The following is a 25306-nucleotide window of genomic DNA, read 5'->3' as shown; positions in this document are numbered from 1 at the left end:
TCTATGCAAGACAAGGTAAAGAAATAACATGGGCAGCATGCATCCCGTACAGGTGATCGCGGTGACCGGCGGCAAAGGTGGCGTCGGCAAGACTAACGTTTCAGTGAACTTGTCCCTGGCGCTGGCAGAACTTGGCCGTCGGGTCATGCTGCTGGACGCTGACCTGGGGCTGGCGAACGTCGACGTTCTGCTGGGCCTCACGCCCAAACGCACGTTGGCCGATGTGATCGAAGGCCGCTGCGAGCTGCGCGACGTGTTGTTGCAAGGCCCCGGCGGGATTCGCATCGTGCCGGCCGCTTCCGGCACTCAGAGCATGGTGCACCTGAGCCCGGCGCAACATGCCGGTCTGATTCAGGCGTTCAGCGACATCGGCGACAATCTCGACGTACTGGTGATCGACACCGCTGCGGGTATTGGTGACTCGGTAGTCAGTTTCGTGCGCGCAGCGCAGGAAGTGTTGCTGGTGGTCTGCGACGAGCCGACTTCGATCACAGACGCCTACGCGCTGATCAAGTTGCTCAACCGCGATTACGGCATGAACCGCTTCCGCGTCCTCGCCAACATGGCGCAGAGCCCGCAGGAAGGGCGCAACCTGTTCGCCAAGTTGACCAAGGTCACGGATCGCTTCCTCGATGTCGCCCTACAATACGTCGGCGCCGTGCCTTACGACGAAAGCGTGCGTAAAGCGGTGCAGAAGCAGCGTGCGGTCTATGAAGCCTTCCCGCGTTCCAAGTGCGCGCTGGCGTTCAAGGCGATCGCACAGAAGGTTGACACCTGGCCGCTGCCGGCCAACCCGCGTGGGCATCTGGAATTTTTCGTCGAGCGCCTCGTGCAGCAAACGGCAGGGCCCGTCCTATGACAGCCAGCGGTATGAATTACTACAAGAAGTCGGCACGTGACGCGCAGTACGAGTTGATCGAGCGTTACGCGCCACTGGTCAAACGCATCGCCTACCACTTGCTGGCGCGACTGCCGGCCAGTGTGCAGGTCGAAGATCTGATTCAGGCCGGGATGATCGGTCTGCTGGAAGTCTCGACCAAATACGACGCCAGCAAAGGCGCCAGTTTCGAAACGTACGCGGGCATCCGGATCCGCGGCGCCATGCTCGATGAAGTGCGCAAAGGGGATTGGGCTCCACGCTCGGTTCACCGCAATACCCGTATGGTCAGCGACGCAATTCGCTCGATTGAAGCTAAAACCGGCCGTGACGCTAAAGATCACGAAGTTGCGGCCGAACTCCAATTGAGTCTCGACGATTATTACGGGATTTTGAACGATACCTTGGGCAGCCGCCTGTTCAGTTTCGACGACCTGTTACAGGACGGCGAACATGAAGGGCTGCACGAGGACGGCGCGAGTGCTCATCTTGAGCCGTCGCGCGATCTGGAAGATGAGCGCTTCCAGGCTGCGCTGGCGGACGCGATTGCCAATTTGCCGGAGCGTGAGCGACTGGTGTTGGCGCTGTACTACGACGAAGAGCTGAACCTCAAGGAAATCGGTGAAGTCCTTGGCGTCAGCGAATCGCGGGTCAGCCAGTTACACAGCCAGTGCGCGGCCCGTTTGCGGGGGCGTTTGGGGGAGTGGCGAGCGCGCTGAAGACAGTGTGGGGACACTGTAGAGGAGGCTGGTGCGGTGGTGAACGGCACCGGTCTTGCTCTGTTGTGCTCCAGACAGTCATCGAGTGCTTTGCCGGAATGATTGAAATGGCGCGTCCAGGTGCTGGGCGCGTTTAAGACTGCTTGGAGGTCGAATTGAACAAAGACATGAAAATCCTCATCGTTGATGACTTCTCAACGATGCGGCGGATCATCAAAAACCTGTTGCGTGACCTTGGGTTCACCAACACGGTCGAGGCTGACGATGGCATCACCGCCATTCCGGTTCTCAACAGCGGCAGCATCGACTTTCTGGTAACAGACTGGAACATGCCGGGCATGACCGGTATCGACCTGCTGCGCCACGTGCGCGCCGATGAAAAACTCAAGCACTTGCCAGTGCTGATGGTGACCGCTGAAGCCAAGCGCGAACAGATCATCGAAGCAGCCCAGGCCGGTGTTAACGGCTATGTGGTGAAACCCTTCACGGCCCAGGCGTTGAAAGACAAGATCGAGAAGATTTTCGAACGCATCGGTTGAGAAACTGCGCCACGGGGGAGCTATGGACAACAACGAATCTTCACAGGGCGATTTTGAATCGACCCTGAAAAAACACGCGGTCGAATTGGTCGAAAGCCTTGAAAAGGGCAAGTTCGGCGACGCTGTGCAACTGATCCATGAGCTCAATCAGACCCGTGACCGTGGCCTGTACCAGGAAGTTGGCAAGCTCACACGTGAACTGCACAGTGCGATCGTCAATTTCCAGATTGACCCGAACATGCCGCAGGCCGAGGAAGTGTCGCAAATCACCGACGCAACCGAGCGTCTGGGCTATGTGGTCAAGCTGACGGAAGCTGCGGCCAACCGCACCATGGATCTGGTGGAAAGCGCCACCCCGCTGGTCAATGGCCTGGCTGATGAAGCCCAGAGCCTGAGCGCCGACTGGGGCCGCTTCATGCGTCGCGAAGTCGGGGCTGAAGAGTTCCGCGAGCTGGCGCGTCGGGTTGACGGTTTTCTGGCACGCAGCGGCACGGACAACCGTGCGGTGTCGAGCAACCTCAACGACATTCTGCTGGCTCAGGATTACCAGGACCTGACCGGTCAGGTGATCAAGCGCGTGACCCAACTGGTCACCGAAGTCGAAAGCAATCTGCTCAAACTCGTCCTCATGGCCAGTCAGGTTGACCGCTTTGCGGGCATCGAACATGACCGTGCGGCGATGCTCGCTGAAAAAGATCCACAAAAACATCTCTCGCAGGGTGAAGGTCCGCAGATTCATGCCGATAAACGAGAAGACGTTGTGTCCGGTCAGGACGATGTGGACGATTTGTTATCCAGCCTCGGATTCTAGAGTTTTTGAATTTTAGGTTTTTTGGGTTTTTAGACCTGTAGGAGCACCCCATTAATGAGCTTCGGCGCCGATGAAGAGATCCTTCAGGATTTCCTGGTTGAGGCCGGCGAGATTCTTGAGCAGCTGTCAGAACAATTGGTCGAGCTGGAAAGCCGCCCGGATGATGCTGATCTGCTCAACGCAATTTTTCGCGGTTTTCACACTGTAAAAGGGGGCGCCGGCTTCCTTCAGCTCAATGAGCTGGTGGAGTGCTGTCACATCGCCGAAAACGTGTTCGACATCCTGCGCAAGGGTGAACGTCGCGTTGATGCAGAGCTGATGGACGTTGTACTCGAAGCACTGGACGCGGTGAACGGCATGTTCACCGAAGTGCGCGAGCGCAGCCCGATTACTGCTGCAACACCTGAACTGCTGGCCGCCCTCGCGCGTCTGGCTGAACCGCAATCGGCTGACGCCGTAGCGGTTGAAGAAGTGGTGGAAGCGCCGGTCGCCGAGAGCGAATCGTGCGACATCACCGATAACGAATTTGAACAGTTGCTGGATTCGCTGAACGCCGTCAAGGCCGAAGCTGAAGCCCCGGCACCTGTGGCTGCGCCTGCTGCAACTGCCGCGGCCAGCGATGAAATCACTGATGCCGAGTTCGAGTCGTTGCTCGATCAACTGCACGGCAAAGGCCAGTTCGCGGTGGACGCTGTTGCACCGGCGGCGGCTGCTCCTGCGGCGCCTGCTGCACCGGCCAAGGGCGACAACTCGGACATCACCGACGACGAATTCGAAGCGTTGCTCGATCAGTTGCACGGCAAGGGCAACTTTGCCGTTGATGCGCTGGAATCGGCGATTGCCTCGGTGCCTGCGCAAGCAGCCCCGACGGCGGCCGCTGCGGGCAGCGATCTGATCAGCGATCACGAGTTCGAATCGCTGCTCGACGAACTGCACGGCAAAGGCAAGTTCATTGAAGTCGGCACCGCGTCCGCTGGCAGCACGTCTGCCGTCGCCACGCCTGCCGCCAAGGCCCCGGCCGCTGCGCCGAAGCCTGTCGCCAAAGCGCCTGAGCCGAAAGCCGAAACGCCAAAACCGGCCGCCGCTGCTGCACCGGCTCCGGCCCGTGCTGCGGCTGCTGCACCGCCACCGGAAAAACCGGCGAGCGAAGCCGAGACCACCGTGCGGGTCGACACTGCGCGCCTCGACGAAATCATGAACATGGTCGGCGAGCTGGTGCTGGTGCGTAACCGTCTGGTGCGCCTGGGTCTGAACAGCGGCGACGAAGCCATGCAAAAGGCTGTGTCGAACCTCGACGTGGTCACGGCTGACTTGCAGACCGCGGTGATGAAAACGCGGATGCAGCCAATCAAGAAGGTCTTCGGGCGCTTCCCGCGTCTGGTTCGCGACCTGGCGCGTCAGCTGAAGAAAGAGATCATCCTGGAACTGGTCGGCGAAGAAACCGACCTCGACAAAAACCTTGTCGAGGCCCTCGCCGACCCGCTGGTCCACTTGGTGCGCAACGCGGTCGACCACGGCATCGAGTCGCCGGAAGAACGCGAAGCCTCGGGCAAGTCCCGTGGCGGCAAGGTGATTCTGGCGGCCGAGCAGGAAGGCGATCACATCCTCCTGTCGATCTCCGATGACGGCAAAGGCATGGACCCGAACGTCTTGCGCGCCATCGCGGTAAAACGCGGCGTGATGGACAAGGATGCGGCGGATCGTCTGAGCGATACCGAGTGCTACAACCTGATCTTTGCCCCGGGTTTCTCGACCAAAACCGAGATCTCCGACGTGTCCGGCCGTGGTGTCGGCATGGACGTGGTCAAGACCAAGATTTCTCAGCTCAACGGTTCGATCAACATCTACTCGACCAAGGGCCAGGGTTCGAAGATCGTCATCAAGGTGCCGTTGACCCTGGCGATCATGCCGACCCTGATGGTCATGCTGGGCAATCAGGCGTTCGCGTTCCCGCTGGTCAACGTCAACGAAATCTTCCACCTCGATCTGTCGACCACCAACGTGGTAGACGGGCAGGAAGTGGTGATCGTGCGGGACAAGGCGCTGCCATTGTTCTACCTCAAGCGCTGGCTGGTCAGCTCCGCCGCTCACGAAGAGCAGCGTGAAGGCCATGTGGTGATCCTTTCGGTGGGCACTCAGCGCATCGGCTTCGTTGTCGATCAACTGGTCGGCCAGGAAGAAGTGGTCATCAAGCCATTGGGCAAAATGCTCCAGGGAACTCCGGGCATGTCCGGCGCCACCATTACCGGTGACGGCCGCATTGCACTGATTCTCGATGTTCCGAGCATGCTCAAGCGTTACGCCGCACGGCGTATTTGAATCCGGGGCGGCGGGGCGACGACGTCCCGCTGCACCTAATGGAGTGTTTATGGCAGTCAAAGTCCTGGTGGTGGACGATTCGGGTTTTTTCCGCCGCCGCGTCTCGGAAATTCTTTCAGCGGATCCGAGCATCCAGGTTGTCGGCACGGCAACCAACGGTAAAGAGGCGATCGATCAGGCCCTGGCGCTCAAGCCGGACGTGATCACCATGGACTACGAGATGCCGATGATGGATGGCATCACGGCAGTGCGGCACATCATGCAGCGCTGCCCGACCCCGGTGTTGATGTTCTCCTCGCTGACCCACGAAGGCGCCCGGGTAACCCTGGATGCGCTGGACGCCGGCGCGGTGGATTTCCTGCCGAAGAATTTCGAAGACATCTCGCGCAATCCCGAGAAGGTCAAACAGATGCTGTGCGAAAAAGTGCATAGCATCTCGCGCAGTAACCGTCGTTTCAGTGCCTACAGCACACCAGCGCCTGCCGCTGCACCGGCGCCGACACCAGCGCCTGCACCGGCATCGTCGAGCTATGGCAGCCACAGCGCTCCGGCGCGTCCGGCACCGGCTCCTGCGCCGACGCGCACTCCGGCAGCCAGCGCCTCGTCGCCGGCACCGAAACGCAAATCCTACAAGCTCGTAGCCATCGGCACGTCGACCGGCGGTCCGGTTGCGCTGCAACGGGTGCTGACCCAGTTGCCGGGCAACTTTCCGGCGCCAATCGTGCTGATCCAGCACATGCCGGCAGCCTTCACCAAGGCTTTCGCCGAGCGTCTGGACAAGCTGTGCCGCATCACCGTCAAGGAAGCCGAGGATGGCGACATCCTGCGTCCGGGTCTGGCGTTGCTGGCACCGGGTGGCAAGCAGATGATGATCGATGGCCGTGGCGCGGTGAAAATCCTGCCGGGCGACGAGCGTCTGAACTACAAGCCCTGCGTCGACATCACTTTTGGTTCAGCAGCGAAATCCTACGGCGACAAAGTTCTGGCGGTGGTACTCACCGGCATGGGCGCCGACGGCCGTGAAGGCGCGCGCCTGCTCAAGCAGGGCGGCAGCTCGATCTGGGCACAGGACGAGGCCAGCTGCGTGATCTACGGCATGCCGATGGCCATCGTCAAAGCTGACCTCGCGGATGCGATCTACAGCCTCGACGATATCGGCAAGCACCTGGTCGAGGCGTGCGTCTGATGGATGTTCTCAGCCTGATCGGGATCATCATGGCGTTCGTCGCCATCATCGGCGGCAACTACCTTGAAGGCGGTCACCTCGGCGCGCTGGCCAACGGTCCGGCCGCGTTGATCGTGATCGGCGGCACCGTTGGTGCCGCGCTGCTGCAATCGCCGATGAGCGCGTTCAAACGCGCGATGCAGATTCTGGCGTGGATCTTCTTTCCTCCGCGTGTCGACCTGGCGGGCGGCGTTGATCGCGTAGTCAACTGGAGCCTCACGGCACGCAAGGAAGGCCTGCTGGGTCTGGAAGGCGTGGCCGATGCCGAACCGGACAACTACTCGCGCAAAGGCCTGCAATTGCTGGTCGACGGTGCCGAGCCGGAAGCCATTCGCAGCATCCTCGAAGTGGATTTCTACACTCAGGAAGCACGCGACATCGAAGCCGCCAAAGTCTTTGAAAGCATGGGCGGCTACGCGCCGACCATCGGCATCATCGGTGCGGTGATGGGCCTGATCCACGTGATGGGCAACCTTGCCGATCCGACCCAGTTGGGCAGCGGCATCGCCGTGGCGTTCGTCGCGACCATTTATGGCGTGGCCAGTGCCAACCTGATCCTGTTGCCGGTGGCGGCCAAATTGAAGTCAATCGCGTTGCGGCAGTCGCGTTATCGCGAAATGTTGTTGGAAGGCATTTTGTCGATCGCCGAAGGTGAAAACCCTCGCTCCATCGAGTTGAAGCTTCAGGGCTTCATGGATTAAGGGACTAACCTCATGGCACGTCGTCGCCACCAGGAAGAACACGTAAACCACGAGCGCTGGCTCGTGTCGTACGCTGACTTCATCACTTTGTTGTTTGCGTTCTTCGTGGTCATGTACTCGATTTCGTCGATCAACGAAGGCAAATACAAAGAGATTTCCGAAGCGCTGGTCGGGGTGTTCAAGGACTCCGATCGCGCGCTCAAACCGATCCCGATTGGCGACGAGCGCCCGAAAACCGTGACCCCGGCCAAGCCGCTGGTCAAAGACGCCGAACAGATCGATGCCGGCATTGCCGGGGCCAGCGATCCGCTGAAAAGCATCGCCGACGACATCAGCGCTGCATTTGGTGACCTGATCAGTTCGAACCAGATGACCGTGCGTGGCAACGAGTTGTGGGTCGAGATCGAACTCAACTCCAGCCTGTTGTTCGGAAGCGGCGATGCCATGCCGAGCGACATCGCGTTCAACATCATCGACAAGGTTGCGGCGATCCTCAAACCGTTCGACAACCCGATCCACGTCGAAGGCTTTACCGACGATCAACCCATCCGTACCTCGCAGTACCCGACCAACTGGGAACTGTCTTCGGCGCGTTCGGCGAGCATCGTGCGCATGCTGGCGATGCAGGGCGTAAACCCTGGCCGGCTGGCCTCGGTCGGCTACGGCGAGTTTCAGCCAGTGGCCAATAACGCTACCGCCGAAGGCCGGGCGAAAAACCGGCGTGTGGTGCTGGTGGTGTCGCGCAACCTCGATGTACGCCGCAGCCTGACAGGCACCGGAACCGCCAACGCGAAACCGGACGCCGCATTGAAGCGTGCTGGCACACAAACTGCACCGACCCCGGTCAAGACGCCGGGACGCGAGAGTGCCGTCAATTCTCCGTCGCCCGCATTAATACGCTGAGCTATGTCTCGGTCGAGCATATCGGCCGGGAGGAACGATCCGAATGAGAGTCTGGGCAGTCGCCAATCAAAAGGGTGGTGTTGGTAAAACCACTTCTTCTATCGCTTTAGCCGGTTTGCTGGCGGAGGCGGGCAAGCGCGTGGTCGTGGTCGATCTCGACCCGCACGGCTCGATGACCAGCTACTTCGGTTACGACCCCGACAGTCTGGAACACAGCAACTACGACCTGTTCCTGCACAAGGGCAGCGTGCCGCAAGGTCTGCCCGGTCAGTTGCTGCTGTCGACCAGCGACGCACGCATTTCCCTGCTGCCCTCAAGCACCGCGCTGGCCACCCTCGAGCGCCAGTCGCCGGGGCAGAGTGGCTTGGGGCTGGTGATCGCCAAGAGTCTGGCGCAGCTGTGGCAGGACTTCGATTACGCGGTGATCGACAGCCCGCCGTTGCTCGGCGTGTTGATGGTCAACGCCTTGGCCGCGAGCCAGCAATTGGTGATCCCGGTGCAGACCGAGCACTTGGCCGTGAAAGGTCTGGAGCGCATGGTCAACACCTTGGCGATGATCAACCGCTCGCGCAAACAGGCGCTGCCGTTCAGCATCGTGCCGACCCTGTTCGACCGCCGCACACAAGCTTCGATGCATACCCTGCGCGTGCTGCGCGACAAGTTTCCCGAGGATATCTGGCAGGGTTACATCCCGGTCGATACCCGTCTGCGCGACGCCAGCCGGGCCGGTGTCACGCCTTCGCAATTCGATGGCAAGAGCCGTGGCGTGCTGGCGTATCGCGCGCTGCTCAAGCATCTGCTCGCGCAACAACTTGTTCCGCAGGTGGCTTGAGTATGAATCGGCCGGTGAAGTTGACGTCGAAGCCGCAAATGGCTTTGCAGTCGTATCTGGACAGTTTGTTGGAGGAAATTCCCGACGAATTGCCGGTGGAGATTGCGGCGCAGCCTGAGGTGGTTGAAAGCGCTGAAGCACTGGATGAATTCCAGGCTGCAGTGCTGGAAGAGCAGGCGCGTGATGCCGAGAAAGCGGCCAGGCCTGTTGCGCCGGTTGCTGCGCCTGCTGCGGTGGCCAAGGCGCCGGTGGTGTTGCTGGAGACGGCAGAGCCGCCGCGCTTGGCCTCGACACTCGCACCGCTGTTGCAAACTCAATTGATGCAGGCTGCACCTGAGCCGGTCGAGCCGACGCCGGAACCGGTAGCACCCGAACCAGCGCCGGTCGTTCAGGCACTGGTTCCGCCACTGGTCGAAGTGCATCTGCCGCCAAGCAATCCACCGCCGCCGGTAGACACCGACGGCCGTCCTGCCTGGGCATCCGAGGCGTTCGAATGCCTGCTGTTCGATGTGGCCGGATTGACCCTGGCAGTGCCGCTGGTATGCCTCGGCTCGATCTATTCACTGGCCGGTCACGAGCTGACGCCGCTGTTCGGTCAGCCGGAATGGTTCCTCGGGATTCTGCCGAGCCAGGCCGGCAACCTGAAAGTGCTGGATACCGCGCGCTGGGTCATGCCGGATCGCTACCGCGATGATTTCCGTCAGGGCTTGCAGTACGTGATTTCGGTACAAGGTTACGAGTGGGGGCTGGCGGTGCATCAGGTCAGTCGCTCGTTGCGTCTGGACCCGAATGAAATCAAATGGAGAAGTCATCGAGGTCAGCGGCCATGGCTCGCCGGCACGGTGATTGAACACATGTGCGCCTTGCTCGATGTCGCTGCACTGGCCGAGTTGATCGCCAGCGGCGGGGCAAAGCACATGTCCGGCAGTAAGCCGAACCACAAACCGACATGACACTTACATAACAGACAGGCACCGGCATACTCATGACGGTGCACAGAACATAAACCGCCAGGCGCGGTATTTCGAGGGGCTAGGGTATGAACGACAAGGCGACGGCGGCAAAGGGTTCTGAAGATCCGATCCTGCAATGGGTAACCTTCAAGCTGGACAACGAAACCTACGGCATCAACGTGATGCGCGTTCAGGAAGTCCTGCGCTATACCGAGATCGCTCCGGTTCCGGGTGCACCAAGCTACGTGCTGGGCATCATCAACCTGCGCGGTAACGTGGTCACCGTGATCGACACCCGTCAGCGCTTCGGCCTGAACAGCGGCGAGATCAGCGACAACACCCGCATCGTCATCATCGAAGCCGACAAGCAAGTGGTCGGGATCATGGTCGACAGCGTGGCTGAAGTGGTTTACCTGCGTCAGTCGGAAATCGAAACCGCGCCAAACGTCGGTAACGAAGAATCCGCCAAGTTCATTCAAGGCGTGTGCAACAAGAACAACGAACTGCTGATCCTTGTCGAACTGGACAAGATGATGAGCGAAGAAGAATGGTCGGATCTGGAGAACATCTGATTGATTCTTGAGGTTGCGGTCATTGTCCTGTTCCTCTTCTGGGCAGGCACGCTGGCGATGTTTGTCGCGTACATCAAGGCGCAGCGAGTGATCACTGCGCAACAGGCCGAGGGCGATGCGCTGCGTGATCAGCGCATCAAGGATCTGGCCAAGCGTGTCGACGACTACCAGAACGGCACCGTGCGCATGGGCGACGCCCTGCATGAGCTGCGCGCGGTAGTCGGGCCGATACCGGACAAACTTGCTCAACTGGAACAGCGCGACCCGTCCAGCCTGTCATTCGCTCAAGCGGCGAAACTGGTGGGAATGGGCGCGAGTGTCGATGAACTGACTCAGTCCTGCGGGTTGACCCAGGCTGAGGCGGAATTGATGCGCAAGTTGCACAAGAACTAAGAGCGAGATCAAAAGATCGCAGCCTGCGGCAGCTCCTACAAAATCCAGCGTAGGAGCTGCCGAAGGCTGCGATCTTTTGCTTTTAAGGCTTAATAATCCTCTCCACGTTCGGTGATGTCTTTCTCGACCATCGGCGCATCCGGGTCTTGTCCCGTCGGGAACTTGCCCTTCAGATTCCACGCAAACGCGATGATCTCGGCAATCGTGCGGTACAGCTCTTCCGGGATGCTGTCGCCCAATTCCATGCGCGCCAGCAAGCGCACCAGCTCGGCGTTCTCGTAGATCGGCACTTCGTAGTCGCGGGCGATGCGCAGGATTTCTTCGGCGAGTTCTTCGTCACCCTTGGCGGTGAGCGTCGGCGCGTGGTTGCCGTCGTATTTGAGGGCGATGGCCTGGCGTGGAGCGCTGGAATCGTTCATGCGGTTTCATCCACCCAGCGTTGTTCGAGACGGGTCTGGTTGCCTTGCGGCGGGCTGCCGAGGTGGCAGTCGAGGTCGCCGACGTTCAGCCCGGAATCCAACAGGCGTTGGCGCAGTGCGGCCAGATTGCTTTCGATCAGGCTCGCGGTGTACGGCCGCTCGGCCCACAGCTGACTGGACAGGCTGCCGCTGATCAACTGCGCCTGAATCTGCATCGGACCCAGCGGTTCCATGTCGAACGCCAGATCGACGCGCCACAGCTGTTTTTTCGGTTCGCGATCATCGCGGCGCTGTTCATTTTGCTCTTCTTTTTCTGGCGCTTCTTCGCGCTGAAACTTGACCTGCAACGGCACGATGTCTTGCAAGTTGCGCATCGGAATTTCCAGCTGCCAGGTACTTAGCAGGCGACCGTCATCGGTGACACCGGTCTGTTCCAGGCTCGACAACTGATGGCTTTGCAGGCGCGACACGGCCGCAGCGGCAAGGCGCAGCAAGTGCTCCAGATCACCTTCGCCATCCTGACTTTGCAGCAGCCGATCCGGCAGCGGGAAACTGCTCGGCAAAGGTTTGGCGCTGACCTGGCCAAGCATGCCCAGCGCGTTGCGCACGAAACTCGGCATCGCCTGCGCCAGGGTGTTGGCGGCGAGGATCGCATTCAGATTGGTGTTGCCGGGCAAACCGGGGGTGAGTTGCGCGATCAGCTTGAGCAGGTCGGCTTTCATGTCCGGGGCCAGCGTCGGGTTCTGCCCGGTCAGCAGCTTGGCCTCGAGAAACATGCCGCTGTTGGCCAGCGCCATCGCCAGACCTTTCGGCGTGCTCAGTTGCTGCACATCCGGCAGGCCGGCGAGCAGTTTGTCGACCGCTGCGCGCAAATCCTGGGTGGTTTGGCTGTCGGCGGGCAGGCTCTGCAGGAGTTTCAGCAAACCATCCAGCGAACCTTGGCGGCTCTGTTGGCTGACCAGTTGCTGGCTGACTGCCAACTGCTCCTGACGATTGCTCAGCGGCAGAAATTTCAGGGTTTGCGTGTCCTGCACCAGCGCCGACAGCAGCGTGCCAATGCGTAGCGGTTGCGGACTGTCGATGCTCAATGTGCTGCCGCTCAACGCAGTGTTGAGCAGGCTGACCATCGAGCGAAACACCGTCGGTTGCCCCGGCGTTTGCGGCAGCGCCTGCGAGGTCAGCACCTTGCCTTGCAGCAGGGTGCCGACCGGCAATTGCGCGGTGTCGATGCGCGTGAGGGTGGCGACGCTGCTGGCAATCGCCTGCTGCACGGTGATCGCCAGATTACCCGCCGATGGCTGGGTGATCGCCAGACTGGTGCCCTGCGGCAACGGCTGGGTGCTGGTGGCTTGCACGGTGGTCTGGCGGCCGCTGTCGAGCGTCACTTTGAGCAGCAACTGAAAGGTCTGATCGGCCTGCTTCAGCGACAACACCTCGGCCTTGGCGCTTTGCCCGGCGCCGATCAAACCTTCGACCGGGGTCAGCAGCTTAAGCAACTCACCCACCTGCGGGCGAACGGTCGCCGGGGTGGTGGGCGGGAGCGGGAGGATGTTCATTTCGCCTGTCATACGCGGACACAACCTGAGGAAAATGCACTCTGGAGAGAGGGTGGCGACATGTATAATGCCGCCCGTCGTTCCGAGAGTGGCGAAAACATTGCAATTGTTTGACGCAGCTCTCTAGATCGAGCCGTCGATGCATCTATGCTGCAACTCTTTAACGGCCGCGCCAGAGCCGACTTGAACCGTATAAGGCCCGTGAACCCTTGACCAGTCCTGTCCTGCAAACTGTTGCCCTCGCTTGTGAGCGTGATCTGCGGCTGCTTTTCGAAAATCTCGAATTGCGCCTGGTCAGTGGCGACATGCTGCAGATCAGCGGCCCAAACGGCAGCGGTAAAACCAGTTTGCTACGTCTTCTGTCCGGTCTGATGCAGCCGACCGAGGGTCAAGTGCTGCTCAACGGCAAGCCGCTGGCCGCGCAACGCAGCGAACTGGCGCGCAACCTGCTGTGGATCGGCCATGCCGCCGGGATCAAGGAACTGCTGACCCCGGAAGAAAACCTTTCGTGGCTGTGCGCGCTGCATCAGCCGGCTGGACACGAAGCGATCTGGCAAGCACTGGCCGCTGTAGGATTGCGCGGATTCGAAGATGTTCCCTGCCACAGCCTGTCCGCCGGTCAGCAACGCCGCGTGGCGCTGGCGCGCTTGTATCTGGACAGTCCGCCGTTGTGGATCCTCGACGAACCGTTCACCGCCCTCGACAAGCAGGGCGTGGCGCAGCTCGAAGCGCATCTCGCCGAGCACTGCGAACGCGGCGGCATGGTGGTGTTGACCACCCACCACACGCTGAGCCGAACGCCGGCCGGTTATCGCGACATCGATCTCGGGAATTGGGCAGCATGAGTGTCTTTGGTCTGCTGATCGCCCGTGAATCCCGACTGCTGTTTCGCCGCCCGGCGGAGCTGGCCAATCCGCTGATTTTCTTCGCCATCGTCATCGCGTTGTTCCCGCTGGCCGTCGGCCCGGAGACACAAGTCTTGCAAAACCTGTCCCCGGGGTTAGTCTGGGTGGCCGCGTTGTTGTCGGTCCTGCTCTCGCTGGACGGGCTGTTCCGCAGTGATTTCGAAGACGGGTCCCTCGAACAGTGGGTCCTTTCGCCGCACCCCCTGGCACTTCTGGTGTTGGCCAAGGTGCTGGCACACTGGCTGTTCTCCGGTCTGGCGCTGGTTTTGCTCTCGCCGTTACTGGCGTTGATGCTCGGCTTGCCGGCCGCCTGTCTGCCGGTGTTGCTGCTTTCGTTGTTGCTGGGGACCCCGGTGCTGAGCTTGCTCGGTGCGGTGGGCGCGGCGCTGACGGTCGGTCTGAAACGCGGTGGCCTGTTGCTGGCGCTGCTGATTCTGCCGTTGTACATCCCGGTGTTGATTCTTGGCAGTGGCGCCTTGCAGGCAGCGCTCCAAGGCATGCCGGCGACCGGGTATCTGCTGTGGCTTGGTAGCCTGACCGCCCTGGCGATCACCCTGACACCCTTTGCAATAGCTGCTGGCCTGAAGATCAGCGTCGGCGAATAATGAGGTCTGGTCAAAATTTGACCAGTAAAGACCCTAAGCCCGTTCACAACGATGAGCGGCACCCGTGATGGAAACAGTATGAACTGGACCTGGTTTCACAAGCTCGGCTCGCCCAAATGGTTTTACGGCATCAGCAGCAAGCTGTTGCCGTGGTTGAGCATCGCTGCGTTGCTGCTGATCGCTGTCGGCGTCGTCTGGGGCCTGGCCTTCGCGCCGCCGGACTATCAGCAGGGCAACAGCTTTCGCATCATCTATATCCACGTGCCTGCCGCGATGCTCGCGCAGTCGATCTACGTGATGCTCGCGGTGTGCGGCGTGGTGGGTCTGGTGTGGAAAATGAAACTGGCCGACGTCGCCCTGCAATGCGCGGCGCCTATCGGTGCGTGGATGACCGCCGTGGCGCTGGTCACCGGGGCGATCTGGGGCAAACCGACCTGGGGTTCGTGGTGGGTCTGGGATGCGCGTCTGACGTCGATGCTGATTCTGCTGTTCCTGTATTTCGGTCTGATCGCGCTGGGCAATGCCATCAGTAATCGCGACAGCGCGGCTAAGGCCTGCGCGGTGCTGGCGATTGTCGGTGTGATCAACATTCCGATCATCAAATACTCGGTGGAGTGGTGGAACACACTGCACCAGGGCGCGACGTTCACCCTTACCGAAAAACCGGCGATGCCTGCCGAGATGTGGCTGCCGCTGTTGCTGACGGTGCTGGGTTTCTACTGTTTTTTCGGCGCGGTGTTGTTGCTGCGCATGCGCCTGGAAGTGCTCAAGCGTGAAGCCCGCGCCAGTTGGGTGAAAGCCGAAGTGCAGCACAGTCTGGAGGCCGCTCGATGAGTTTCGCGTCGTTCGGCGACTTCCTCGCCATGGGCCATCATGGCCTGTATGTCTGGTCGGCCTACGGCATCTGCCTCGCGGTGCTGGCCCTCAACGTGGTGGTGCCGATTGCGGCCCGCAAGCGCTATTTGCAACAAGAGGCGCGTCGTCTGCGCCGGGAGAACGGCAAGTGAATCCGCTGCGTAAAAAGCGTCTTATCATCATTCTGGCAATTCTGGTCGGGGTCGGCGCTGCCGTCGGCCTGGCCCTGAGCGCCCTGCAGCAGAACATCAATCTGTTTTACACGCCGACGCAGATTGCCAACGGTGAGGCCCCGCAGGACACGCGGATTCGCGCCGGCGGCATGGTCGAGAAGGGCTCGCTACAACGCTCCAAGGATTCGCTGGACGTGCGCTTCGTGGTTACCGACTTCAGCAAATCCGTAACCATCACCTATCGCGGCATCCTCCCGGATCTGTTCCGTGAAGGCCAAGGCATCGTCGCCCTCGGCAAGATCAACGCCGACGGCGTGGTGGTTGCCGACGAAGTGCTCGCCAAGCACGACGAAAAGTACATGCCACCGGAAGTGACCAAAGCACTCAAGGACAGCGGTCAATCCGCACCGACCCCAGCGAAGGAGGGTTGATCGATGACTTCCGCACTGTTTATTCCTGAGCTCGGTCATCTGGCGATGATTCTGGCGCTGTGTTTTGCGCTGGTGCAGGCCGTGGTGCCGTTGCTCGGTGCTTGGCGCGGCGACCGTTTGTGGATGAGCCTGGCGCAACCGGCCGCGTGGGGGCAATTTGCGTTTTTGCTGTTCGCCTTCGGCGCATTGACCTACGCGTTCATGAGCGATGATTTCTCCGTCGCCTATGTTGCCAATAACTCCAATACCGCTTTGCCGTGGTATTACAAATTCAGCGCGGTGTGGGGTGCGCACGAAGGATCGCTGCTGCTGTGGGCAATGATTCTCGGCGGCTGGACGTTCGCGGTGTCGGTATTCTCGCGGCAGTTGCCGCAAGTCATGCTCGCCCGTGTGCTGGCGGTGATGGGCATGATCAGTACCGGTTTTCTGCTGTTCCTAATTCTCACGTCCAACCCGTTCAAACGCATCCTGCCGCAAATGCCCAGCAATGGTGCTGACCTCAATCCATTGCTGCAAGACATCGGCCTGATCGTTCATCCGCCCATGTTGTACATGGGTTACGTCGGGTTTTCGGTAGCGTTCGCCTTTGCTATCGCCGCGTTGATGGGCGGTCGTCTTGATGCGGCGTGGGCGCGCTGGTCGCGTCCGTGGACGATTGTCGCCTGGGCGTTCCTCGGCATCGGCATCACCCTCGGTTCGTGGTGGGCGTACTACGAACTTGGCTGGGGCGGCTGGTGGTTCTGGGACCCGGTGGAAAACGCCTCGTTCATGCCATGGCTGGTCGGCACGGCGCTGATTCACTCGCTGGCCGTCACGGAAAAACGCGGCGTGTTCAAGAGCTGGACGGTTTTGCTGGCGATTGCAGCGTTCTCGCTGAGCCTGCTCGGCACCTTCCTCGTGCGCTCCGGCGTGCTGACCTCGGTGCACGCATTTGCCTCCGACCCGGAGCGCGGCGTGTTCATTCTTATCTTCCTGCTGTTTGTCGTTGGCGGTTCGCTGACCCTGTTTGCGCTGCGCGCGCCAGTGGTCAAGAGCCAAGTCGGCTTCAACCTGTGGTCGCGCGAAACCCTGCTGCTGGGTAATAACCTGGTGCTGGTGGTGGCGGCGTCGATGATTCTGCTCGGCACCCTGTATCCGCTGATTCTCGACGCGATCAGCGGCGCCAAGCTGTCGGTTGGCCCGCCGTATTTCAACGCGCTGTTCATTCCATTGATGGCGTTGCTGATGATGGTCATGGCGGTCGGCGTGATCGTGCGCTGGAAAGACACTCCGGTGAAATGGCTGGTGGGCATGCTGACTCCGGTGCTGCTCGGCAGCGCGGCGCTGGCAGTGGTCGCCGGTATCGCGTACGGCGATTTCAACTGGGCGGTGCTCGCGACCTTCATGCTCGCCGCATGGGTGTTGCTTGCCGGTGTGCGTGACCTGATCGACAAGACCCGCCACAAAGGTCTGATCAAGGGTTTGCCAACGCTGACTCGTAGCTATTGGGGCATGCAGATCGCTCACCTCGGTATCGCGGTGTGCGCGCTGGGCGTGGTGTTGTCGAGCCAGAACAGTGCCGAACGCGACCTGCGTCTGGCGCCGGGTGAGTCGATGGCGCTGGGCGGTTATCAGTTCGTGTTCGAAGGCGCCAAGCATTTCGAGGGGCCGAACTTCACTTCCGACAAGGGCACCATTCGGGTGATCCGCAACGGTCAGGAAATCAGCGTGCTGCACCCGGAAAAACGTCTGTACACCGTGCAGAACTCGGTGATGACCGAAGCCGGGATCGACGCCGGATTCACCCGCGACCTCTATGTCGCCTTGGGAGAACCGCTCGGTGATGGCGCGTGGGCGGTGCGCGTGCACGTCAAACCGTTCGTGCGCTGGATCTGGTTCGGCGGTTTGCTCACAGGTGTAGGTGGTCTGCTGGCGGCGCTGGATCGGCGTTATCGAGTCAAGGTCAAAGCCCGTGTGCGCGAAGCGCTGGGCATGGAAGGAGCCGCTGCATGAGACGTTGGTTGATGCTGGTCCCGCTGGCGATTTTTTTGCTTGTGGCGGTGTTTCTTTATCGCGGTCTGTATCTCGATCCGGCAGAGCTGCCGTCGGCGATGATCAACAAGCCTTTCCCGGAGTTTTCCCTGCCGTCAGTGCAGGGCGACAAGACCCTGACCAAAGCCGATATTCTCGGCAAACCGGCACTGGTCAACGTTTGGGGTACGTGGTGCATTTCCTGCCGGGTCGAGCATCCGGTGCTGAACAAACTCGCCGAGCGCGGTGTGGTGATCTACGGCATCAACTACAAGGACGTCAATGCTGATGCCTTGAAGTGGCTGGCCGAATTCCACAATCCGTATCAGCTGGATATCCGTGACGAAGAAGGCTCGCTGGGCCTGAACCTCGGCGTTTACGGCGCGCCGGAAACCTTCTTCATCGACGCCAAGGGCATCATCCGCGACAAGTTTGTCGGGGTGATCGACGAGCAGGTCTGGCGTGAAAACCTCGCGGCCAAGTATCAGGCGCTGGTCGATGAGGCCAAGCCATGAAGCGCTTTTTAGCCGCTGTCGTGTTGGGTTTGAGTCTGGCCGGGGTGGCGCACGCGGCCATCGACACTTACGAGTTCGCCAAAGAAGGTGACCGCGAGCGTTTCCGCGAATTGACCAAGGAACTGCGCTGCCCCAAATGCCAGAACCAGGACATCGCCGACTCCAACGCACCGATTGCCGCCGACCTGCGTAAAGAGATTTTCCGCATGCTCGGTGAGGGTAAGGACAATCAGCAGATCATCGATTTCATGGTTGATCGCTACGGCGATTTCGTGCGCTACAAACCGGCACTGAATGCCAAGACTGCGCTGTTGTGGTTTGGCCCGGCCGGTCTGCTGCTCGGTGGGTTTGCGGTGATTGTGCTGATCGTCCGCCGTCGTCGCCGCGAGCAACGCAGCAACACCGCGCAATCGCTGTCCACCGAAGAACGTCAGCGCCTCGACCAACTGTTGGATAAAAACCAAGAATGATTGATTTCTGGCTTGCCGCAGGGCTGTTGCTTCTGGTCGCCCTGAGTTTTCTGCTGATCCCCGTGTTGCGCGGCCGTCGTGCCCAGCGCGAGGAAGATCGCACCGCCCTTAACGTTGCGCTGTATCAGGAACGCGTGGCCGAGTTGCAATCGCAACAGTCCGAAGGCGTGCTCGATGCCGCGCAAATGGACAGCGGTCGTGCTGAGGCCGCGCGTGAATTGCTCGCCGACACCGAAGGCGTTGCGCCGGCGCGGGTTGCCAAACTGGGTAAACCGCTGCCGTTGTTGGCGGCGGTGCTGGTGCCGGTATTGGGCCTTGCGCTGTATCTGCATTTCGGTGCCAGCGACAAGGTTGAACTGACCCGCGAATTCGCCCAGGCGCCGCAGTCGATGGAGCAAATGACCGAACGCCTTGAGCGTGCCGTGGCGGCGCAACCGGATTCGGCCGAAGGCCTGTATTTCCTCGGTCGCACCTACATGGCTCAGGATCGCCCGGCGGACGCGGCGAAGATGTTCGAACGCACCGTCACTCTCGCCGGTCGCCAGCCGGAACTGCTCGGGCAGTGGGCGCAGGCGCAGTATTTTGCCGACAACAAGAAGTGGTCGGACAAGGTGCAGGCGCTGACCGACGAAGCGCTGAAAGCCGATCCGAAGGAAGTCACCAGCCTCGGTCTACTGGGCATCGCCGCGTTCGAAGGCCAGCGTTATCAGGAAGCCATCGATTACTGGAACCGTCTGCTGGCGCAACTGCCGCCAGAAGACAAATCCCGCGAAGCGCTGCAAGGCGGCATCGCCCGCGCTGGCGAGAAACTGCAAGCCAGCGGCGGCAAGGTTGCTGTGGCGCCAGTAGCAAAAACTGCACTGCTGCGGGTCAGCGTCGATCTGGCCAAAGAACTGAAAGACAAAGTGCAACCGGGCGACAGCGTGTTCATCTTCGCCCGCGCCACTTCCGGCCCACCGGCGCCGCTGGCGGCCAAGCGCATGACCGTCGCCGACCTGCCGGTGACCGTCGAACTGGGTGATGCCGACGCGATGATGCCGCAGTTGAAACTGTCGAACTTCCCTGAAGTCCAACTGGTTGCACGCATCTCCCGCGCCGGTCAACCGACCGCCGGGGAGTGGGTCGGCCGCAGCGGGCCTCTGGCCAGCAGCACCACCGCGCCGCAGACACTGACCATCGACAGCCCGGACAAATAACCGTCCGGCAGACCACTGGAAGCACCGCCATGAACGCCTTTGCTCGAATTGCAGTCATCTCGCTGACCCTCGCGGTCAGCGCCTGTGCGGTGCAACGCCCGGAACCGACCAGCCTGCCACCGATCCCGCCGTCGCAGCCAAGTCCGACCCCGTCGCCAACCCCGACCCCGGGCAAGACCAGCATTCCGGCCAAACCGGCCAAACCCGTCCCGCGCACCTCGGCCAGCTTCGCCCCACCACCGGGCGGCAACAGCCATTGGGACCAGAAACTCGGCGTCTACGTCCTCGACGACCAAACCAACACCTTCTACCGTCAGCGCACCTACTATCGCTGGAACAACGGCTGGAGCCGCGCCATCAGCCCCAACGGCCCGTGGGAAGACACCAACATCCACGGCGTGCCGGCGGGGTTGGGTAAACGGTTCGGGCAGTGAAGAAAACGGCGATCTTAGGATCGCCGTTTTGCTGTGTGAAGTGAGACCATTCACATGCTGCAAAACAACCAGACGTCGCCCCGACACTTTCTGTGCTTGAGTAAAGATAACTCTAGGGTTACTTTTGTCAGGCGGCGCGCGGGGTTGTACAACCCGTCAGCCGGTTACTCAGGAGATCCATAATGCAATATCCAATCTGTATCGAATGGGGCGACGAGAACACCGCCATCGGTATTCAGATCCCCGATATTCCTGGCGCGGTTACGGCCGGGGATACGTTTGAAGATGCCTACAACGCCGCCGTCGAGATCGCGCACATCATGTTGCAAGAGATCGCTTCCGACGGTGATTCGATTCCCATGCCGACTTCGGCGGCCAACCACCGCAACAATCCGGAATTTGCCGAGATGGGCTGGGGCATGCTGGAGTTGGACATCGCGCCGTACATGGGCAAGACCGAGAAGGTCAATGTGACGCTGCCCGGTTATGTCATCCAGCGCATCGACCGTTATGTGCGCGAGCACAATGTCAAAAGCCGATCCTCGTTTCTGGCGGACGCGGCGATGGAGAAGCTGGTTCGTTATTGAGTCCCAAGCCTTGTCGGATTTTTAATCCGACAAGGCTTTTTCATGGCTTAAGCAGTCGCCAGCAAACGCTTGTCCGACACGCTCAAGAACCGTAGCAACGCCAACAGCGGAAACACGCTGCCGACGATCACGATCCACAACCAGCCGCCATGTTCGTACACTGCACTGGCCACCGAGGAGCCGAACGCGCCGCCGATGAAGATGCTGGTCATGTATAGCGCGTTGAGGCGGCCACGGCTTTTCGCGTCGAGGGAATACACCGCGCGTTGGCCGAGCACCATGTTCATCTGCACGCAGAAATCGAGGACTACGCCGGTCACGGCCAGGCCGATAACGCTGTAGGCCGGGTGGATGAAGGCGGGGAGGAAGCTCAGGCTGGCGAACAACATCGCCAGCAGCGAGGCGATGCGGGTGTGGCCAGCGTCGGCCAGGCGTCCGCTGATCGGGGCGGCGATAGCCCCGATGGCCCCGACCAAGGCGAAAATCGCGATCTGGGTCTGGCTCAGGCCATGATTACGCGCCAGTTCAAGCGGCACCGCAGTCCAGAACAGGCTGAAGGTGGCGAACATGCACCCCTGATAAAACGCGCGCTGACGCAGCACCGGTTGTTGGCGCAACAGCGTCCACAGCGAGCCGAGCAGTTGACCGTAACTCGCGCTGTGATCTGGTTGACGCTTGGGCACGGTCAGGGCCAGGACGATGCTGATCGCTGCCATCAACCCTGCCGCAATCATGAACATCGCACGCCAGCCGAGGTGATCGGCGACTACGCTGGAGACCGGTCGCGCCAACAAGATACCCAGCAACAAGCCGCCCATGATCCCGCCGACCACTCGGCCACGGGATTCTTCCGGCGCCAGATGTGCGGCCAGTGGAATCAGGATCTGCACCGACACCGAACTGAAACCCACTAGCAACGAGACCAGCAAAAACAGGTTCGGCTGGTCGGTGAACGCCGCAGCCAGCAGGCTGGCAATCGCCACCACGGTGGTGATGATCATCAGGCGACGGTTTTCCAACAGATCAGCCAGCGGCACCAGAAAGAACAAGCCCAGTGCATAACCGATCTGCGTCAGTGACACGATGAAGCTGGCCATGGTGTCGGTCAGGCCGATGTCCGGTGCAATCAGGCCAATGATCGGTTGCGCGTAGTAGATATTCGCAACGATGGCGCCGCAGCAGAAGGCGAACAGCAGCACCATGCCTCGGGTCATTGTGTGAGTTGTGGCGGTCATAGAGTTTTTCTCGATCAAGTGAACAAAGGAATGCGCTGAGGCTAAGGGACACGCCGGACCGGCGGTAGGCGCTTTCGATTGATATCAGTTATTACGCTGCGTAATGAGAGACGTCGAGGGAAGTGTCGTCATCGGCGGACCTGAATGCAAAAAGGCGACCCGATCAGGTCGCCTTTTCGGTTACCGCTCTGGCATCACTGCCCGCTGTAGATCTGATCAAACACCCCACCATCATTGAAGTGGGTCTTCTGCACCGTGCGCCAGTCACCGAAGGTCGTCTCGACTGACAGGAAGTCGACTTTCGGGAAACGGTCGGTGTATTTGGCCAGCACCGCCGGGTCACGCGGACGCAGGTAGTTGGCCGCGGCAATTTCCTGACCTTCCGGCGACCACAGGTACTTCAGGTATTCGTTGGCAGCATCGCGGGTGCCTTTCTTGTCGACCACTTTGTCGACCACCGACACTGGCGGCTCGGCTTCGGCAGAGACGCTTGGGTAGATCACTTCGAACTGATCACGACCGAACTCGCGGGCAATCATTTCCGCTTCGTTTTCGAAGGTCACCAGCACGTCGCCGATCTGGTTGGTCATGAACGTGGTGGTCGCGGCACGGCCCCCGGTGTCCAGCACTGGCGCTTGTTTGAACAGTTTGCCGACGAAGTCTTTGGCCTTGTTCTCGTCACCGCCATTCTTCAGCACGTAACCCCATGCCGAGAGATAGGTATAGCGACCGTTGCCCGAGGTTTTCGGGTTGGGCACGATCACTTGCACGCCGTCCTTGAGCAGATCCGGCCAGTCTTTCAGGGCTTTCGGGTTGCCCTTGCGCACGATGAATACGGTGGCCGAAGTGAACGGCGCGCTGTTGTTCGGCAGACGGGTGACCCAGTCTTTCGGCACCAGTTGCCCGTTGTCGGCCAGGGCGTTGATGTCAGTCGCCATGTTCATGGTGATGACATCGGCCGGCAGGCCATCGATTACCGAACGCGCCTGCTTGCTCGAACCGCCGAAGGACATCTGCACGGTGATGTCTTCCTTGTGCTCGGCTTGCCAGTGTTTCTGAAAGGCAGCGTTGTAGTCTTTGTAGAAATCGCGCATCACGTCGTAGGAAACGTTGAGCAGGGTCGGTGCGGCGTGAGCCACGCTACCGAAGGCCAGACCGGCGGCGAGAAGTGAGGCGCCAAAGAGTTTTTTCACTGCGCATTCCTTGTTCTGTATTGGGGGTGATACCGTTTTGCCAGCGACTATAGCCGGGCGTGCATAGTCCTTTAAAGATTAAAAAGGACTTTGCTTATTCCAGTTTCTTGAACAGCTGATTACCGCAGCGCGAGCAGAATGCCGCGCCGTGTTCATGGCTGTTTTTTTTGCACACCGGGCAGTCGTGTTGCAGTTGCTCACCGCGCATGGCGTTGGCCAGTTCGGCGGTGAAAATCCCGGTCGGTACGGCGATGATCGAGTAACCGGTGATCATCACCAGCGACGAAATAACCTGGCCCAACGGAGTCTTTGGCACGATGTCGCCGAAGCCCACGGTGGTCAGGGTCACGATAGCCCAATAGATGCCTTTGGGAATGCTGGTAAAGCCATGTTCCGGGCCTTCGATCACATACATCAGCGTGCCAAACACCGTCACCAATGTGCAGACGCTGACCAGAAACACCACGATCTTCTGCTTGCTGCCGCGCAGCGCCGACATCAGATAGTTGGCTTGCTTGAGGTACGGGCTGAGCTTGAGCACGCGGAAAATCCGCAGCATCCGGATGATGCGGATGATCAGCAGGTACTGCGCGTCGGCGTAATACAGCGCAAGAATGCCGGGCACGATGGCCAGCAAATCCACCAGCCCGTAAAAGCTGAACGCATAGCGCAACGGTTTGGGCGAACAGTACAGCCGCAGGCCGTATTCGATGGCGAAGATGAGCGTGAAGCCCCACTCGATGTACGCCAGCACATTGGCGTAGTTCTGGTGAATGGAGTCGATGCTGTCGAGCATCACGATCACAATGCTGGCGAGGATGATCAACAGCAGGATGCCGTCGAAGCGCCGCCCGGCCTTGGTGTCGCTTTGGAAAACCATGACGTAAAGTTCTTCACGCCAGTTTTTGCTGCTGTCCATGGATACCGCCTGAACCGATGATCAGCGAAGCCTAGGTTGATTCTCCCCATGAGCGCAAGACGCGGGTTGCTGCATCCACCGGATGCCGGTGCGCAGCAGCCAGCAGGCGAGGATGAACGGCGCAGTCAGCGTGGCCACCCCGATGGCGCTGAACAGCGGCGTCAACAACAGCGCCAGGCCGATGCCGAACAGCGGCAACCATGGCTGCTGGCGCTGCGCACTGAAGGCGAGGGCGGCGAGCACGGCGTTGTAGCTGCCGAGGCCAAGCAGTGCGATTTGGCTGTCGTGGTGCAACAGGCTTGAACCCAACCCGATGAGCGAAGCCAGCAATGCCCAGCAAAATGCCCGGCGATCAGCGACCAATAAGCCGACGGCGATCAAGACACCGGCCAGCGGATCGTCCAGCAGCATTACCTGGCCGAAGCCTCTAAGCGCGGCAGCGAGAAGATTAGACGTATCCAGCTCCAGCATCGGCGCGGGCACCGCTGGCTCGGCAAACAGCAAAAACATCCAGCTCAGCAACACGAAGGGCGCGGTGTAGGCGGGCAGACGCTCGGCGATGCGTACACGCTTTAGCCACTGCTGCGTGATCATCGCGCTCAGGCCGCCAGCGGCGAGAATCAGCGGCGGCAGCATTGGCGACCACGGGAAGTACAAACTCAGCAACAGCCCGAGCAGCACGCCGTTGTAGCTGAACAATCCAGCCTGACGATCAGCCTTGGCGTAGTTGCGCCGTTGCGCGGTAAGCAACCCGGCGACCGCACCGAGCAGCGCGCCAGCGAACAACACTGGTGCGGTGAACAATATGGCCAACAGGCAGAGCAACCCGCAGAGCGGATGGCGCTGCAGGAAAATCTGACTGAAACCGTTGAGCAAAGCCTCGGCCCAGTCGGGGCAGTGGGTGTTGAAATGATTGGCAGGCATGTTGAGAAAATCTGGGCAGTTGGAAAATCAAAAGG

Annotated in this window: 29 protein-coding genes; 23 read left to right on the top strand and 6 right to left on the bottom strand. The window is 60.4% G+C overall.

Going from position 1 to position 25306, the window contains the following annotated elements:
- The first annotated feature begins 28 nt into the window (after positions 1-28).
- The 12 genes from fleN to ACOI8A_RS23230 all read left to right on the top strand — a co-directional run bounded on the left by fleN (position 29) and on the right by ACOI8A_RS23230 (position 10844).
- Positions 29-859 (top strand): flagellar synthesis regulator FleN, encoded by an 831-nt coding sequence (gene fleN, locus ACOI8A_RS23285; RefSeq protein ID WP_003222917.1) that lies wholly within the window; start codon positions 29-31, stop codon positions 857-859.
- Complete coding sequence (gene fliA / locus ACOI8A_RS23280; protein ID WP_007920004.1) at positions 856-1596, top strand: RNA polymerase sigma factor FliA; 741 nt, start codon at positions 856-858, stop codon at positions 1594-1596. The genes fleN and fliA overlap by 4 nt, the downstream gene beginning before the upstream one ends.
- A gap of 167 nt (positions 1597-1763) precedes the next feature.
- On the top strand, positions 1764-2135 hold the full coding sequence (locus tag ACOI8A_RS23275; protein ID WP_008072643.1) for a chemotaxis response regulator CheY: 372 nt from the start codon (positions 1764-1766) through the stop codon (positions 2133-2135).
- Positions 2136-2157: 22 nt separating this feature from the next.
- Positions 2158-2946, top strand: a complete 789-nt coding sequence (locus ACOI8A_RS23270) for a protein phosphatase CheZ (protein WP_420647989.1) — start codon at positions 2158-2160, stop codon at positions 2944-2946.
- A 54-nt stretch (positions 2947-3000) separates the two neighbouring features.
- Positions 3001-5265 (top strand): chemotaxis protein CheA, encoded by a 2265-nt coding sequence (locus ACOI8A_RS23265; protein WP_420647990.1) that lies wholly within the window; start codon positions 3001-3003, stop codon positions 5263-5265.
- 49 nt (positions 5266-5314) lie between these two features.
- Positions 5315-6451, top strand: coding sequence for a protein-glutamate methylesterase/protein-glutamine glutaminase (locus tag ACOI8A_RS23260; RefSeq protein WP_420647991.1), 1137 nt, complete (start codon positions 5315-5317; stop codon positions 6449-6451).
- Positions 6451-7191 (top strand): flagellar motor protein, encoded by a 741-nt coding sequence (locus ACOI8A_RS23255; protein ID WP_420647992.1) that lies wholly within the window; start codon positions 6451-6453, stop codon positions 7189-7191. The genes ACOI8A_RS23260 and ACOI8A_RS23255 overlap by 1 nt, the downstream gene beginning before the upstream one ends.
- Before the next feature lie 12 nt (positions 7192-7203).
- Entirely contained in the window at positions 7204-8094 is an 891-nt protein-coding gene (gene motD / locus ACOI8A_RS23250; protein WP_420647993.1) for a flagellar motor protein MotD, read from the top strand.
- A gap of 43 nt (positions 8095-8137) precedes the next feature.
- Positions 8138-8926 carry a ParA family protein gene (locus tag ACOI8A_RS23245; protein ID WP_420647994.1) on the top strand — a complete coding sequence of 263 codons (789 nt, stop codon included), beginning with the start codon at positions 8138-8140 and terminating at the stop codon, positions 8924-8926.
- 2 nt (positions 8927-8928) lie between these two features.
- Positions 8929-9879, top strand: coding sequence for a CheW domain-containing protein (locus ACOI8A_RS23240; RefSeq protein ID WP_420647995.1), 951 nt, complete (start codon positions 8929-8931; stop codon positions 9877-9879).
- Between the two features lie 86 nt (positions 9880-9965).
- The gene (locus ACOI8A_RS23235; protein ID WP_108226832.1) at positions 9966-10451 is read left to right on the top strand and encodes a chemotaxis protein CheW; all 486 of its coding nucleotides are present in this window, start codon (positions 9966-9968) and stop codon (positions 10449-10451) included.
- Positions 10452-10844, top strand: coding sequence for a DUF2802 domain-containing protein (locus tag ACOI8A_RS23230; protein ID WP_420647996.1), 393 nt, complete (start codon positions 10452-10454; stop codon positions 10842-10844). It begins immediately after the preceding gene.
- Between the two features lie 89 nt (positions 10845-10933).
- Here ACOI8A_RS23230 and ACOI8A_RS23225 read toward each other — a convergent pair whose 3' ends face one another.
- Positions 10934-11263, bottom strand: coding sequence for an EscU/YscU/HrcU family type III secretion system export apparatus switch protein (locus ACOI8A_RS23225; protein WP_420647997.1), 330 nt, complete (start codon positions 11261-11263; stop codon positions 10934-10936).
- Complete coding sequence (locus tag ACOI8A_RS23220; protein ID WP_420647998.1) at positions 11260-12831, bottom strand: flagellar hook-length control protein FliK; 1572 nt, start codon at positions 12829-12831, stop codon at positions 11260-11262. The genes ACOI8A_RS23225 and ACOI8A_RS23220 overlap by 4 nt, the downstream gene beginning before the upstream one ends.
- Positions 12832-13028: 197 nt before the next feature.
- On the opposite strand from ACOI8A_RS23220, the gene ccmA reads away from it, so the two are divergent.
- From ccmA to ACOI8A_RS23165, 11 genes are all read left to right on the top strand, one after another.
- Positions 13029-13664 carry a cytochrome c biogenesis heme-transporting ATPase CcmA gene (gene ccmA / locus ACOI8A_RS23215; protein WP_420647999.1) on the top strand — a complete coding sequence of 212 codons (636 nt, stop codon included), beginning with the start codon at positions 13029-13031 and terminating at the stop codon, positions 13662-13664.
- On the top strand, positions 13661-14329 hold the full coding sequence (ccmB, locus tag ACOI8A_RS23210; protein WP_420648000.1) for a heme exporter protein CcmB: 669 nt from the start codon (positions 13661-13663) through the stop codon (positions 14327-14329). Before ccmA ends, ccmB begins: the two co-directional genes overlap by 4 nt.
- A gap of 78 nt (positions 14330-14407) precedes the next feature.
- Positions 14408-15163, top strand: a complete 756-nt coding sequence (locus ACOI8A_RS23205; protein ID WP_420648001.1) for a heme ABC transporter permease — start codon at positions 14408-14410, stop codon at positions 15161-15163.
- The gene (gene ccmD / locus ACOI8A_RS23200; protein WP_420648002.1) at positions 15160-15336 is read left to right on the top strand and encodes a heme exporter protein CcmD; all 177 of its coding nucleotides are present in this window, start codon (positions 15160-15162) and stop codon (positions 15334-15336) included. Before ACOI8A_RS23205 ends, ccmD begins: the two co-directional genes overlap by 4 nt.
- Positions 15333-15788, top strand: coding sequence for a cytochrome c maturation protein CcmE (gene ccmE, locus ACOI8A_RS23195; protein WP_420648003.1), 456 nt, complete (start codon positions 15333-15335; stop codon positions 15786-15788). The genes ccmD and ccmE overlap by 4 nt, the downstream gene beginning before the upstream one ends.
- A 3-nt stretch (positions 15789-15791) precedes the next feature.
- A complete protein-coding gene (locus tag ACOI8A_RS23190; RefSeq protein ID WP_420648004.1) occupies positions 15792-17780 on the top strand; it encodes a heme lyase CcmF/NrfE family subunit in 1989 nt (662 codons plus the stop codon).
- The gene (locus ACOI8A_RS23185) at positions 17777-18313 is read left to right on the top strand and encodes a DsbE family thiol:disulfide interchange protein (RefSeq protein WP_420648005.1); all 537 of its coding nucleotides are present in this window, start codon (positions 17777-17779) and stop codon (positions 18311-18313) included. The genes ACOI8A_RS23190 and ACOI8A_RS23185 overlap by 4 nt, the downstream gene beginning before the upstream one ends.
- Positions 18310-18783: a cytochrome c-type biogenesis protein gene (locus ACOI8A_RS23180; protein ID WP_420648006.1), complete on the top strand. Its 474-nt coding sequence runs from the start codon at positions 18310-18312 to the stop codon at positions 18781-18783. The genes ACOI8A_RS23185 and ACOI8A_RS23180 overlap by 4 nt, the downstream gene beginning before the upstream one ends.
- Positions 18780-19979: a c-type cytochrome biogenesis protein CcmI gene (ccmI, locus tag ACOI8A_RS23175; RefSeq protein WP_420651427.1), complete on the top strand. Its 1200-nt coding sequence runs from the start codon at positions 18780-18782 to the stop codon at positions 19977-19979. The genes ACOI8A_RS23180 and ccmI overlap by 4 nt, the downstream gene beginning before the upstream one ends.
- A 29-nt stretch (positions 19980-20008) precedes the next feature.
- On the top strand, positions 20009-20413 hold the full coding sequence (locus tag ACOI8A_RS23170; protein WP_420648008.1) for a hypothetical protein: 405 nt from the start codon (positions 20009-20011) through the stop codon (positions 20411-20413).
- Positions 20414-20595: 182 nt separating this feature from the next.
- Complete coding sequence (locus tag ACOI8A_RS23165) at positions 20596-21000, top strand: type II toxin-antitoxin system HicB family antitoxin (RefSeq protein ID WP_420648009.1); 405 nt, start codon at positions 20596-20598, stop codon at positions 20998-21000.
- Positions 21001-21047: 47 nt separating this feature from the next.
- On the opposite strand, the gene ACOI8A_RS23160 is transcribed toward ACOI8A_RS23165, so the two are convergent.
- The 4 genes from ACOI8A_RS23160 to ACOI8A_RS23145 all read right to left on the bottom strand — a co-directional run bounded on the left by ACOI8A_RS23160 (position 21048) and on the right by ACOI8A_RS23145 (position 25271).
- A complete protein-coding gene (locus ACOI8A_RS23160; RefSeq protein ID WP_420648010.1) occupies positions 21048-22235 on the bottom strand; it encodes an MFS transporter in 1188 nt (395 codons plus the stop codon).
- Between the two features lie 194 nt (positions 22236-22429).
- On the bottom strand, positions 22430-23428 hold the full coding sequence (locus ACOI8A_RS23155; protein ID WP_420648011.1) for a sulfate ABC transporter substrate-binding protein: 999 nt from the start codon (positions 23426-23428) through the stop codon (positions 22430-22432).
- A 94-nt stretch (positions 23429-23522) separates the two neighbouring features.
- Positions 23523-24347, bottom strand: a complete 825-nt coding sequence (locus ACOI8A_RS23150) for an ion transporter (protein WP_420648012.1) — start codon at positions 24345-24347, stop codon at positions 23523-23525.
- Between the two features lie 21 nt (positions 24348-24368).
- A complete protein-coding gene (locus ACOI8A_RS23145; RefSeq protein WP_420648013.1) occupies positions 24369-25271 on the bottom strand; it encodes an urea transporter in 903 nt (300 codons plus the stop codon).
- Between the last annotated feature and the right edge of the window lie 35 nt (positions 25272-25306).

Source organism: Pseudomonas sp. P4795, from assembly GCF_048822895.1.
Lineage (GTDB): Bacteria > Pseudomonadota > Gammaproteobacteria > Pseudomonadales > Pseudomonadaceae > Aquipseudomonas.
This window is presented reverse-complemented; position numbering and strand designations above follow the sequence as displayed.